This is a genomic window from Richelia intracellularis HH01 (assembly GCF_000350105.1).
Lineage (GTDB): Bacteria > Cyanobacteriota > Cyanobacteriia > Cyanobacteriales > Nostocaceae > Richelia > Richelia intracellularis.
This window is the reverse complement of record NZ_CAIY01000080.1, coordinates 36,385-50,340: the sequence shown is the minus strand read 5'-3', so window position 1 is coordinate 50,340 and position 13,956 is coordinate 36,385. Positions and strand designations below refer to the sequence as shown.

At 33.5% G+C, this 13,956-nt stretch carries 8 protein-coding genes and 1 tRNA gene; 5 read left to right on the top strand and 4 right to left on the bottom strand.

All coding sequences use genetic code 11. From position 1 onward, the window contains the following. Nucleotides 1-1,669 precede the first annotated feature (1,669 nt). Nucleotides 1,670-2,209, bottom strand: coding sequence for a pentapeptide repeat-containing protein (locus RINTHH_RS08640; RefSeq protein WP_008235496.1), 540 nt, complete (start codon nucleotides 2,207-2,209; stop codon nucleotides 1,670-1,672). A 2,456-nt stretch (nucleotides 2,210-4,665) separates the two neighbouring features. On the opposite strand from RINTHH_RS08640, the gene queA reads away from it, so the two are divergent. Both queA and RINTHH_RS11595 read left to right on the top strand, forming a co-directional pair. Further along, nucleotides 4,666-5,832, top strand: coding sequence for a tRNA preQ1(34) S-adenosylmethionine ribosyltransferase-isomerase QueA (queA, locus tag RINTHH_RS08635; protein ID WP_008235494.1), 1,167 nt, complete (start codon nucleotides 4,666-4,668; stop codon nucleotides 5,830-5,832). Nucleotides 5,833-6,692: 860 nt separating this feature from the next. Further along, entirely contained in the window at nucleotides 6,693-6,836 is a 144-nt protein-coding gene (locus RINTHH_RS11595) for a hypothetical protein (protein ID WP_008235492.1), read from the top strand. 575 nt (nucleotides 6,837-7,411) lie between these two features. On the opposite strand, the gene RINTHH_RS08625 is transcribed toward RINTHH_RS11595, so the two are convergent. Beyond that, the gene (locus RINTHH_RS08625) at nucleotides 7,412-7,936 is read right to left on the bottom strand and encodes a metal-binding protein (protein ID WP_008235490.1); all 525 of its coding nucleotides are present in this window, start codon (nucleotides 7,934-7,936) and stop codon (nucleotides 7,412-7,414) included. A 274-nt stretch (nucleotides 7,937-8,210) separates the two neighbouring features. Between RINTHH_RS08625 and RINTHH_RS08620 the strand changes: the two genes are divergently transcribed. Next, a tRNA-Val gene (locus RINTHH_RS08620) sits at nucleotides 8,211-8,283 on the top strand. A gap of 607 nt (nucleotides 8,284-8,890) precedes the next feature. On the opposite strand, the gene RINTHH_RS08615 is transcribed toward RINTHH_RS08620, so the two are convergent. Then, nucleotides 8,891-10,312, bottom strand: a complete 1,422-nt coding sequence (locus RINTHH_RS08615; RefSeq protein ID WP_008235488.1) for an NADP-dependent isocitrate dehydrogenase — start codon at nucleotides 10,310-10,312, stop codon at nucleotides 8,891-8,893. Between the two features lie 794 nt (nucleotides 10,313-11,106). Between RINTHH_RS08615 and RINTHH_RS08610 the strand changes: the two genes are divergently transcribed. Next, nucleotides 11,107-11,838 carry a GUN4 domain-containing protein gene (locus tag RINTHH_RS08610; RefSeq protein WP_008235484.1) on the top strand — a complete coding sequence of 244 codons (732 nt, stop codon included), beginning with the start codon at nucleotides 11,107-11,109 and terminating at the stop codon, nucleotides 11,836-11,838. A 99-nt stretch (nucleotides 11,839-11,937) separates the two neighbouring features. Continuing rightward, nucleotides 11,938-13,029, top strand: coding sequence for an ABC transporter ATP-binding protein (locus tag RINTHH_RS08605; RefSeq protein WP_008235483.1), 1,092 nt, complete (start codon nucleotides 11,938-11,940; stop codon nucleotides 13,027-13,029). Between the two features lie 2 nt (nucleotides 13,030-13,031). On the opposite strand, the gene RINTHH_RS08600 is transcribed toward RINTHH_RS08605, so the two are convergent. Then, complete coding sequence (locus tag RINTHH_RS08600) at nucleotides 13,032-13,694, bottom strand: HEAT repeat domain-containing protein (RefSeq protein ID WP_008235481.1); 663 nt, start codon at nucleotides 13,692-13,694, stop codon at nucleotides 13,032-13,034. Nucleotides 13,695-13,956 lie beyond the last annotated feature (262 nt).

Sequence of the window (13,956 nt, the reverse complement as noted above, 5' to 3'; positions counted from 1 at the left end):
AGTATATTTTAATTCTAAAATATACTCAAATTTTAGTAAAGTAATATCACCTTTTTACATAGGAGCTTTCTGAATATATATTTCAACAATGAAAAGTGCCACCAATAAATACTCACAGAAATAGGAAAACATAGGTGATTTTGCTTTCTATCAAAAACTAACAAAATATAATCTTGACATCGCTTATAAATTGTCCACCATAAAATTAGTAACATCCCTTAGTTAGGGTTTAAAACTTTAAGTATTTTGTAAAAATTTTCTTGTAGTATATGAAATTACTTACATAAAGTATAAACGCAACTATTTTGATTGACATTAGTAAACCCTAATTTGAAGATTTAACATATCTGCACTACGGGTTTATCAGCAATCTAATCCCTGAAAACAAACTAACCATACAAAAATTGAGCAGATATTTTTTTAGTCGGAAAAATGACTGCCTTAACATGTCGGATTTTCGGAATATAAGAGAAAGTAGTGAATTTAGTAACCAGATAGCAGCAATAATCAGTTTTGAGTATTGCTGAACCGAGAGCAACTGATATGGGTGATGACCAAATTGAATTGAGCAGAAATACTTGTGATAATCTTCTTACAACGTTCATTATCATCTATGAGCAACAAATAGTTATTTTTGCTCCAATATACTTTTTAGCATGATATTAAGACTTGGTTATTCAATTATAATGACCGATAATTTTTATGTTAAATATTATCCAAGATATTGATTTATTAAAAATTTTTGTGATAATTATTAGGTTTTAAAATTAATTTAAGCCTATTCTTATATACATAGATTATAAAGAATATCTTAGTGTACTTTTGGCTAAGAAACTGCATTATCAAAGATTTAATTAGAACATATATAAATATTTTTATTAATCATTTTTGTGGGGCTGAGTAGTTTTTCATTTACAGAGTTGAAAGTCTCATTCAAGACCATTGATATCTAGGGAAAACAAAAACTGGATTATTCTGCTAAGAAGCGAAGATATTATTTCAAATATGTCATAACAGCATATTCAGAGAAGAGATTATTAGTTCTATTTTAAGTGGAGTAATCTTATCAAAGACCTTGGATACAAAATTTTACCCTTCTGTAAGGAGGAGTGTCAGAAAAAATCAAATGTGGATAATTTTTAAGGGATCATGAAAACTAAATATCCAAATTAACTTGTTTATGCTGATAAAAAGCAGACATGGAAAATCATAAAGAATATGCTTATAGTTACAGAAAAACAGGATATATATTTTATAGCTTCCTTATACTCCTAAATTCAGAAATATTCTTAAATATTTAGTTATACTGATGCCCTAAAATAGCGAAGATAATCGCCCCAAGGATTTTGAGTTGTATTGTTACTAGAGTTTATTTAAAATATAGTCCTGTTATTAGTAATAATTTCATTATTACTTAATATAAATTATACATAGAATTATGAAAAATTTAGGATACGTCTTCTGGTATTTTCCATTCATCTCACTTGAGTAAAATAGGATTTTGATAGTTTGTACTCAAGAATTAGATGAATTTAAAGTCATCTTAGTGTTAGGTCGAGAATAAATCTCAGCAGATAGAGATAAGTCATGTACTAATATAACTCTATATTGCACTTAATGAATAATGCAAAATATGATTTATTTCAACCTGAGACATATATTATATTCTTCAGGGGCACATTAATGTGTCACGGGTTTTTCTGCCAGTGGTTGGATTGTTACCTTTAGCTACTTCACAGAGCTTATTTCGTACAGAAGTGCGGAAGTAAACGTCTGTGAAATCTGCACCGTTAATGATTGAGCCATCAAATAGGGTATTAGTACAAAAAGCCCCTTCTAAAATTGTATTTGTGAGGTTTGCATTAGTCAAACGGGCTGATTCTAAATCAGAATATCTCATGTTACTACCAGTAAAATTACTTCTAGACAAGTTTGCTGAGAAAAATCTCACCCCCTGCAGATTAGAGTTACTAAAATTACTTTTACGGAGATTAGCATGATCAAAACTAGAATCTGTTAAATCCTGTCTAGAAAAATCAGTTGATTCTAGAATTCGATTATTATAGTTGATTGCTGATGCAAAGGGAGTAAAGTAAATAGACACTACAATCCAGAAAAATCCTGTTATAAATAAGCAGGCGAAAAGCTCAAAGCTTTTATTATATTTGTTTTGAGCTTTTTGAAATTTATTAATAAATCTAATAATCATCTTAATATTTTATTTAAGATAAACTACCCTTTAATTTATTATCCTAACATTTGGTATCTTAGGATGATATATCACATGAGAATATACATGCTATAAGTTTTAATTTTTGCAGAATACTACTTTTTTACCATTATGTGTAGAGTAAATATTACTAGTGCTGATAGGTGATTATATATTAGCCGTTGCTAATACCATCAGAAAGAGTTAATGATAATAGTTGAGCTTGTGACGAATATCCTCTTTTAACCATTATATGTAAACAAATCATCACCTATTCAGATTAAAGATGTAAGTACAGAAATGCTTTTAGTTATGTATCCAGGTTAAAAATTATTTCTATTTATTCTATGTTGCTATTTTTTGGCTATCAAACCTTAATGAAAAAATAATAGGAGGGGGTTTTTATCATTATAAATAATGAGCTATCCTACTGAATTATAAACTGGGGTTTAGAATAAATGCTGTTGTAAACTATAGGCAATCTATTACGTTGAAGAGCTTCGAAACTTATTAAGTCTTGCTAGTTTGGGTAACTTATTAATAAGCTAAACCATTGAAATAATTTTATAAATCCATAATCTGTGTACGAGTAGTTTAAACTGATAATATCAATATGATGTCTACTTTTGGTGAGTTTATGAAAATATAGGATTAGTATAGCATCCTATTATGAGAACAGATTGCTGATTTTCTGAAGAATAGATAAACACATTTTTTATTGTTCTATAATTCAGGGCTTATTAGGTAGAGGTCATCAGGAAAAATCTAACTATTATCGTTTATATTATAGTGGAATAAAATCATTCAAATTAATATTGGTTAGGAGCAAGTTTCTAGGCAATAACCTAAACCTCTCACAAATCCTTATTGAGAGCTTTCAATCTCTTTTTTTTTGATGCTTGATTGCCATGAGATACGGTCGTAACATGATAGCAATACATAAAATCAACTAGATTATTCTCCCCTGTTTCCAAATACCAAAGACTAATTTTTGCACATCTTGGCATTTTATAGCTAATACTTTAGATCAGTTAAACAAGCACGAATATTACTCTCTTACCGAGAGCTTAATTATTTTGCCAGCTTGACCCTAACAATCCAAACATCTATTTTGATGAATAACTGTGAGCAAGGAAATGGGAATTTATTTATGTATAGACCATACACAAATTGGGGCTGGCATTCGCCAAATAATACAAGTATTCTATATTGTTGCTTCGAATTAAAACCATTTCTACATCCCTTATATATTCATTCACAATCTTCTCCGTTAGGGTAACAGCCACCTTGTACTATGTGTAAGTTTACTTAATTTACAAGGATTTCAGTCTAAATTTAGGAAATAAAAACTAGTTTGTATAGCAGAGCAAACCATCATTTGACAACTTGACTAAAAACGACAGAGAATAAAAAGTGGGTAGCCTAGCATAGAAAACAATAGAAATTGAGTAAATATTAAACTCGAAAAAATCTTACCCCTTAAAACATATTCTACAAGCAAGATACCAATTACTATGACTAAGATCCAATATATCTATATCTTAAGGAAGTCAAATGTTGGTATTCTTCCTAAGAATGATAATTTGAAGTGAAAGAGTGCCCATATGATTATAAACAAACCATTATATCTTCAACTCCAACATAAAAAAATAAATTGGGTATTACTTCGTCAGATATCAAAGAATAACTTGTTGGATAACACTAATAGAAAAGAAAAGCTATAAATCCACAAAAGCAAATATAAAATCTTGGGTGTATAGCTATTTAATGTTGATATTTTGAGTGAAAACATTCTCCATTTATATTCAAAATTGAGAGAAGATAAGTTGATACAATTATTTGCTCTGATATCGAACATGATATTTGTGGGAAAATAAGTAAGATCTGGTATCAGATACAAACTGAAGAATCCACAGTGGTATATTTATTTTGCGACAAAATAAATATACCAGAGTACAAAAAAAATATTAGTAGAAGGTTTAAAAACAAGGTGGTTAAAATTTCACTTGTAATATAATTTTCAATTGCTTATGTCTCCATAATTAATTTATTGAATTTTACAGAATCCCTTAATTTTCAAACCCCCTCTGAAATCATTTATAATCTCTCCACATAGTAATGCGCTTGATATATTATATTTCTCATTACATGGCTGTAGGGATGAATAATTGGGTATCGCATCCTTCTCCACAGGTACATTAATTAGTGTGGGAAACAGAAGAATTACTGTGAACCCATACCAATTATATTAATTGAGCTTTATCGATTATTTTCGGTTAAACATCTACTCAGTCCTTAAAATCGTTCTCATTTATTCAATGTTATTAACTTTGTATTATATTTGTATTTCTCAAAAACTCTTGTAATCAATATTTTTGCTTTCTTTAAATATTAATAAATCAATGACAAAACATATGACTGGTGAAAATACTGTTTCGAATCAGGGAAACAATGAAATGAAAACCGCCTCTGCTCTTGGCTTACCACTAAAACAGAATAGTAATAGTGTCTTAGCTGTTAATAATCTAGAATTGTGTTTATCTGGATATGACTATGAATTACCTATAGACATCATTGCTCAAAATCCTGCCTCTCCTAGGGATAGTTCTAAACTCTTGATAGTTGATTCTGTTAATACTGGTAATAGTAAACAACCTACTTGTGAAGTATTCCGTAATTTACCTAATATACTTCAGCCAGGAGATTTACTAGTGATGAATAACACCAGAGTTATTCCGGCCAGGTTACATGGCCATAAGTCCACAGGAGCAGAAATAGAAGTGTTACTATTAGAGGAGAGGCAGCATAATTATTGGTTAGCTTTAGTTAAGCCAGGAAAGCGTTTCAAGTTGGGAACAGAACTTATTTTTACTACTGGAACACAGAAGAATGGAAGTAAGTTTAATTTAGGCAGAGAAATGAAAGCAACTGTAGTAGGAAGTGATCAAGCAACCGGAGGGAGATTATTAAGATTTGAATTGCCAGAAGGGATAAGTTTAATAGAACTATTAGATGTATTTGGGGAAATACCTTTACCCCCTTATATTAATAAGAACCATTCTGGGAAGGAAAAATACCAAACGATATATGCAGAATATCCAGGAGCAGTTGCAGCACCCACAGCAGGACTACACTTTACACCAAGTTTACTGAAAAAATTGCAATCACGAGGTATTAATCAGGCATTTGTAACTCTTCATGTCGGCATAGGTACATTCCGTCCGGTGGAAGTAGAAAACATTACAAAGCATAAAATGCATGGGGAGTGGATTAAGGTTTCTGCTGAAACAGTAGAAAAAATTCACAAGACCCGAGCAGATGGAGGTCGTATTATTGCGGTAGGAACAACAGTGGTAAGATCTTTAGAATCAGCTGCAGCGTCAGGAGCAGTTCAACCATTTTGTGGTAAGAGTAACTTGTTTATTTATCCTGGTTATAAGTGGAAAGTAGTTGATGGCTTAATTACTAACTTTCATTTGCCCCGTTCTAGTTTATTGATGTTGGTGAGTGCTTTAATTGGGAGAGAAAGATTATTAAATATTTACCAACAAGCAATCATTTCTGGATATCGTTTCTATTCTTTTGGAGATGCAATGCTAATTCTACCGGAGGCTGTCAATTAAGGTATTTCATTTACTATATACCACTTTCATTTGAGGATGACATCTAATCAAAAATTAGGGAAAACTCCTCTTAGATGGAAAATAGTCTATAGTATGGTAAAACTCCAAGAAAACCTATATCTATATAATCTTACGAAAAATCTTATATAAGTATAGGATTTCGGGGTACAAACAGTCATAATTATTTGTGTATAGATTACTCTAGCTCTAATCTTATAATTATAAAACTAACACTCTGTTAATTTGACATGCTGACAAGTTTTCGCAGGTGTATCTTTAGTTTTCATCAATCGGAATTCAATTTTTGTGTTTAGGGTTCTCAAGTGAAAATCTCCTATCTTCCAAACTAATATCTATTTATAATCTATTTCATATACCCATTAATAAATATGGGTGGAAGTATATATGTTAGTCTGTTCTTTGAACAATCGATTTTCAGATAGGATATTGAATCAAAATCAGAGGATAATATTATTTACCTGCATTATACTAATAAGCTGGTGTTTGTAACATATTCTGTGTATGGGTTGAAAATACTTCTAATATACCTTTTATTTGAACATATACTATTATATAATTACTAAATTAAACATCAAGAATTGAAGATATTAGATTGTTGATTGCGTCAGTTATTATTAGTACTCTTCTTAATTTGTTTACCAAGCCCCTTTATTTGTTTACCGATTCCCTAATTTATCTTATGTTTTAAAGCCTTTAACATGAAGCATTTATACCGTAAGTATCACCGTATTCTGGGTATTATTATTTGCTTTCTCTTGATTACAAATATTTTGACAGGAATGCTAACTACTCTAGTTAGAGAATAGTCTGTTAGTCTAGGAATATCCCCTGGGCTAATAATGAGAATACATACAGGAGAGATTATTTACTTACAAGGATTCTACCGAATTTTGAATGGATTAGGTCGTCTTGTAGGATTAGTTGTAACTGGGCTAAATCTTTCTTCAGGTGTGTTTCAAAATAAAGTTAATAGGGGGAATTGATTTCCCTACTACCATTTAGCCGAGGGTGAATTCACAGTAGGAACTTTAGTTGTGTATATTAAAAAATTTGCGATAAATTATGGGTTTATATGAACACTATATAACCTAATTTATATTGCAATGCTTAATTGTATACTGCTATTAAATAGGATTCTAATTTCTCAGTAATAATAAGTGTTATAATATATGATTAGATTCTTCAATCTAATTCTAATAAATTGCACTTAGCCATACATATAGCTTTACTCAAATAATAGTAATTCTAGAAATGATATCTGATTAAATAGACTCTATACTTTAATTTTTTTGGTTTTACACAAACTTACTAATCTTCTAAATTTATATGACGGTAATATCATTATTCTCTTATTCTAGTTTTTAGACTCCGAAAATACCAAACTAAATTTAAATCAAGATGCTATCGCAGTATACATAATACTGTTTTTCTCAGAGTTTTTAAAGAGTTATTAAGGTTGTCCTTATGAACTTTTTATGGGTTTACTTTATGCGACTGCGACTCTTACTAATTTTTGTCTGTGGTAACTTGTTAGTACGATCACTTATTTTATGCTTCTTTATTTTTCCACTGGATAGCCAGTCATAAATACCTTTTTTTTTAAATCCTTGTAGACTGAACTCGTCCAATCAATTAAATAATGACTCATGGCTCCTAACTCCATTCCCAAAAATAAGGTAAAAAACTCTTTCCGATAATGAAATATGGATTTTCCTGCTATCTCCCAATTCCAATTTAAATTAAGGATATCTCGGGTAAATAACAACAACAAAAACCAAAATAAACAGACGACACAAAACAAATAAATCAACCGCAAAGTAGTACCAATAATGGGACCATGGGAGAGAAAAGAGCGATGACGTAGACTTTTTTGATAAGGAAGCCAAACCCACCGAAACCAACCCCAACGTTTGTAATGACGGGAGTAAATATCCAAATCAGGACCAAACATTAATCCTCCAAACAGGAACCCGCCAACAATCAATAAAGTAACATTACCACTATAAGTTTGCCAGAAGACTATTGTGGCTAACCATGGCAAAGTCCATAATGTAATGCGATCATGTATCCTACCTGAGGGCATAAAAAGATTTTGGGTTAGGAAGACCTGCCGAGTTTACATTATAAAGCGACTAACAGGCCAGCCTATTACAATAAGTTTTTCAGTAGACTGTTCAACATTAGAATTTGTTATAGAAGCACAGTTCTCATGTAGTCCTAACCTTCTAAAATATAAAGAAAGATAGGATAGTATTTTGAGTGTAATCCTAAAACTCAAGAAATAAGCCCAGAAGTTTTTTGAAAAAAACTAGCATAATCCAGACAAGTTTGTTATGATTAAAAATCATAAAGAAAACGGGCAGTTAGCTCAGTTGGTAGAGCGCCTGCCTTACAAGCAGGATGTCACAGGTTCGAGTCCTGTACCGCCCATAGTTCCCGTTTTTTATTAATTTCCTGCTGAGATTGTAGTCAGGTAAAATGAAGCTAATAAACTGAAGGCTATGTTATTGTTTCGCCAGTGGGGTCTTTTATCTTCCTGAGGAGATGAAACGTTTTTGTGAAAATTGAGCGTTGTTGCTGTCATGATGAGTTTTGTAAGTTATATAATCGAGTAAGTTGATTTATTGAAAATACCATTGACCATAATTATAATCTAGGAGATAAACTGCAAAAATTACCATGAATTTAATCTCAGCAAAATTCATGGTGTAAATTATGAGATGTATTCTAGCACCCTCTATTTACAATCAATTATTTTTAACCAGGTTACCATTTAGATGAGTAATTATTCTTGTGGCAAAATATTGAACCTACATATAACTAACTCAACTTTCACCTGATCACCGTCTGCATCAAGCACATCCCTGCTCATCCAATGAAAGATAATTACACTTGCTAGTTAATTTAAATTCATTGAATACAACAGATACCTGCCTGAACTTTAGGGCTATAAGCTGCAATGCTCCTCGTAGCAACTCTATCAGGATAATAAATTGGATATGTTACTTCATTTTTCTACAAAATATGATTTACTTATCTAACCAAAGTGTTGAATAATTGCCTCGCCAAATTGAGAGCATTTCAATGGTTCCGCAGGCGGCTCCATCAACCTTGCTAGGTCATAGGTTGTCTGGCGACTAGCAATTGCACTAGCTAAACCTTTTTTTATTAAGTGTGCAGCCTCATGCCAACCCATGTATTCCAGCATCATTACCCCAGATAAAATTACAGAACCTGGATTAATTTTATCTAACCCTGCATGTTTGGGAGCAGTGCCATGGGTAGCTTCAAATATTGCTGCTGAGTCGCCAATATTTGCCCCAGGCCCCATCCCCAGGCCGCCAACAATTGCGGCGGCTGCATCAGATAGATAATCTCCATTCAAATTCATGGTAGCAAGAATCGAATATTCATCGGGGCGGATTTGGATTTGTTGGAAAATACTATCTGCAATGCGATCATTTACCATTACTTTACCTTTCCACTTACCTTCACCATGAGATAACCAAATGGAGTTAATAACTGTTTCTACTTCCCTAACAATTTCGGCTTTCTTTTCTTCTGTTAGAGCATCAAAACCAGGATCAATCATTCGGGCATTTTCTTCAAATGTAATCTCTGGGTTTTTTTCTTTGTTACCTAGAATCCATGACTCCCTTTCTGTAACACAATCTTGACGAAATTCACTGGTTGCTAATTCATAACCCCAATCACGAAAAGCACCTTCAGTATATTTCATAATATTGCCCTTATGTACCAAAGTCACTACTTGTTTATCTTTAGGCAATAATAAGGCGTGTTTGATGGCACGTCTGACAAGACGCTGGGAGCCATTTTTGCTAATTGGTTTAATCCCAATCCCTGCATCTATGGGAATTTGCTTTTTTCCATGTTCCGGAGTAGCGGGGATCATTTCCTCATTTAGGATTCTAATTAACTGATTGCCAATTTTACTACCCTGCTTCCATTCGATTCCTAAATAAATATCTTCGGTATTTTCCCGATAAACAATTATATCCAGTTTTTCTGGGTTTTTATGAGGCGAAGGAGTACCTGCGTAATAGCAACAAGGACGGATACAGGCATATAAATCAAAAACTTGTCTCAGGGCTACATTTAAAGAGCGAATACCACCACCTACAGGGGTAGTTAAAGGACCCTTTATAGCTATGCCATACTCACGAATTGCTGTTAAGGTATCTTCGGGTAAATACTGGTGACTTCCATACAAATCACAAGCTTCATCCCCTGCATAGACCTTAAACCAGCTAATCATTCGCTTACCTTTATAAGCCTCCTGTACAGCTGCATCGATTACTTTGCTAGCAGTAGGCCAAATATCACGACCAGTGCCATCACCACGAATAAAAGGGATAATGGGATTATCAGGAACAATCGGCTCACCATTTTCGAATATGACTTTTGATCCAATTGTTGGGGGAGAAACTCTTTTGTACATCAAATACTCCTAATTTTTGTACCGCAAATTAAATCAAGGAAGTTCTGGTTTTTAGAAAGCCAGTTGATTCTAGCTTATTTAGTTTTTAAAATGCCACTAGGTAGATTAAGAGTTTTACTCTTTTTTAATCTTAATTGCCAAGGCTGAAAGAAAGTCGAATAAATACTTAATCGACTCTATTATTTCGAACATGTGGCAGAAGAATACACACTCGGGTTTGGATTTTTAAATTGTCAGACACAATAGGAAATCGTTAAATCTCTTACTTCCTTTATGCATTTCTATAAAAATTATTGTAGTTCAGACTGAACTTTCAGTTTTATAAGAAACTTAATCTAAACTAATTGGAGCTTGAAACCCAGAAATTAAGGTGAGTTTGACATTTGGAATTTCCAGAGTACATTAGTTTATTAAATTTTTTCTTATTTTAAATAAACCGGAATAAAACCAAACAATTCAAAGGATCCTGCCAACGCGTAATTGCTTAATATCAATGAACCACGAAAAAATGAAATACGAAGACTTTGTACCATCAAGATGATAGTGCTTTCAACAGATTAATTTAACATTGTGATCCCTAATTGGTTAGATTATCGGAAGCGTTAGCCTAATCTATAAAACTACAAAAAATTCAGATGCAAGATATTTAACTCTCTAATTAACTGTACAATAATAAAAGTGTCTTCTTCTGTTTTTCTTGCCTCTAAAAACTATAAGGAATTAGCCATAATTCCTTATAGTTTTTAGCCGGTGATTAACTGTTGTTCCACCGAACAGATCTTACGAGTAATTGTATGACAGACCCAATAAATGTATCAGATACTACTAGTGATGATATTAAATCCCTCTGCAACCAGTTGATTACTGGGTCTGAGAAGGTTCAAAAAAAGTTGATACCACAGTTGGGTAACCTTGGTGGATTAGGACTAGATGTTTTAATGGAATTTTTGCTAAAACGCCGAGGGAGTAAGGCGACTCCATCAGATGGTAGAGCTTACCAAATTCTCTATAATTCTAAACTCCCTAATATTCAAAAATTTTTGCAAGACTATTTTCCTCAGGGTGTTGTTAAACTCGAGTCAGAACGTAATATTAACTATAGCCCTATCGAAAAGTTGCTGGCCGTGCAGAACTGGGAAGTGGCTGATCGCATGACAAATCAGAAAATGTGCGAGTTGGCCGGGGATAGCGCTGTCAAACGCAAGTGGTTATATTTCACAGAAGTAAATAATTTCCCAATTGTGGATTTACAAACTATTAATAATTTGTGGTTAGTGAACTCTGAAGGAAAGTTTGGCTTCTCTGTACAAAGAGAAATTTGTCTTGCTTTGGGCAAAAATTGGGAAAGTATTTGGAATAAAATCGGCTGGAAAAAAGGTAATAATTGGACTCGCTATCCGAAAGAATTTATTTGGAGTATAGATGCACCCAGAGGACATTTACCTTTATCTAATCAGTTGCGGGGTGTTAGAGTTTTTGCTTCACTAATGGCTCATCCTGCCTGGAGCCGAGAAGAGAAGAGTTGATAAAGTAAAAAGGAAGCAAATTCTAACTAAATATTCAACTAGCAGGCTACAATTCAAAACTTATATCAGGTTTGTGGAAGCATTAAAAACCCAAAAATAATGGCAAGAGTTATATTACAAAATGTTAAGCATGTATTTAATAATGTGGTAGCGATCACAGATATTTCTCTGGATATTCCTGATGGGGAGTTTTGGGTCTTAGTGGGTCCTTCTGGATGCGGCAAGTCAACTATTTTAAGAACTATTGCAGGGTTAGAAACTACTAATTTTGGCAAAATCTACATAGGGGATAAGCTTATGAATGATATCCCTGCTAGGAAACGAGATGTGTCAATGGTATTCCAAAATTATGCCTTATACCCCCATATGACTGTGAGGCAAAATCTTGCTTTTGGTTTACGAATGCGGGGAGTCAAACATCATCTTATTCAAGAGAGGATAGCTATAGTCGCTCAGTCATTAGTTTTAGAAGGGCTTTTGGAGCGCAAGCCCAAACAACTTTCTGGGGGACAACAGCAGAGGGTAGCTTTAGGGAGAGCGATTGCTCGTCAACCCAAAGTATTTTTATTAGATGAGCCTTTATCTAATTTGGATACTAAGCTACGTGATAATACTAGACATGAATTGAAAGAGTTACATCGTTCTATTGGGATTACGACCATTTACGTCACCCATAGCCAAGTTGAAGCCATGACTTTGGCAGATAAAATCGTAGTTCTTCAAGGGGGTAAAATTCAACAGGTGGGAACACCACAAACTATTTATAACCAACCAGCCAACCGCATTGTAGCAACTTTTATTGGCAATCCCCCGATGAATATCCTGCATGGAACTTATACCGGAGAAGGCTTCAATGTAGCAGGAAATTTTCTACCCATAATTTCAGAAATTCAACAAAAATTAAATTTCAACCCAGGACAGACAATTGATTTGGGTATTCGTCCTGAACATCTAACTCTCAATTACGAGGACAATGATCCTAGCCTGCTTGGAGAAGTAAAGGTAGTAGAAACTTTAGGTAGAGAAACATTTGTTCGTCTTGGTTTAACAGGCTCAAATATAATTATCAATGCAATTATTACAGCCAATAGAAATATTAACCCAGGCGATTTACTTCGCTTGGGAGTTGATCTAAGTAAATTATTTTTATTCGATCCCCATACTGAAGAGAGAATATTCCCAATATTATGAATCTACAAACACCCTTCTAGAATAGCGGCTACAACTCTGTAGTCTGGATCCTGTCGCAGTTGTGATAAGGCTTCTTGTGCTTCTGGTAAAGAATCAAATTTCCTTAATACATTGGCCACTCTAGAACGCATTTGCCAAACGTCGGATTTAACAAAAGGTAGTAGCATTTCCAATGCTACTACCTTTTGGGAGGTGTTGGATAACCGACCTAACTGAGATACTGCCGTTTGTTTGACAAGGGGATCTCTTCCCTCTAGACCAATCTGGCATATTCTTAGCAGCATTTTCGAATCTATTACCTCTTCTATCACGGCAAAAATACTTTGTCTTACCAGCCAATGAGACTCCTGCTCAAATAATCGTTCTAAATAGGGCAAAGCCCTTTCTAAACCGTACTTTGCTAGGGAATTAGCAGCTTCTGCCCGTACATTTGGATCTTTTTCGTTAGCAATTATATCTAAGAGTGACTGAAATCCCTCTTCTGTTTGTTTATAACCAAAGCCCATTGCAACATAAGAGCGAATCATAAATTCCCTATCGTACATTCGCTTTTTTAGAAGGGGAACAGCCACTTCGGGGCTATGGTTTCGTAACCCCACAATGCCCCTGATTCGGTTTTGGGCATCGGGACTGTTAAGATAGGTTTCAATCTGCTGTAGTTCCATGATGTTAGCTGGAGAATTGTGAGTGCTCACATATTATTTTACACTTTGTTATAAAATCTCCTTTTGATTTTAATCATACTAGCTTTTGAGTGTGATTAAATAGCAGAAATGATACGTAGAAAATATTTCTCCAATACTAAAATTAAATAACTATTGAGCCTGCACAAAAATATAACCAACACCAAAATTAACCCCTAATAAGTCAAAGGTTTACTACTAGGAGTTTTTTGCTATAGACTCTACCTGAAATCTCCTAACAGCA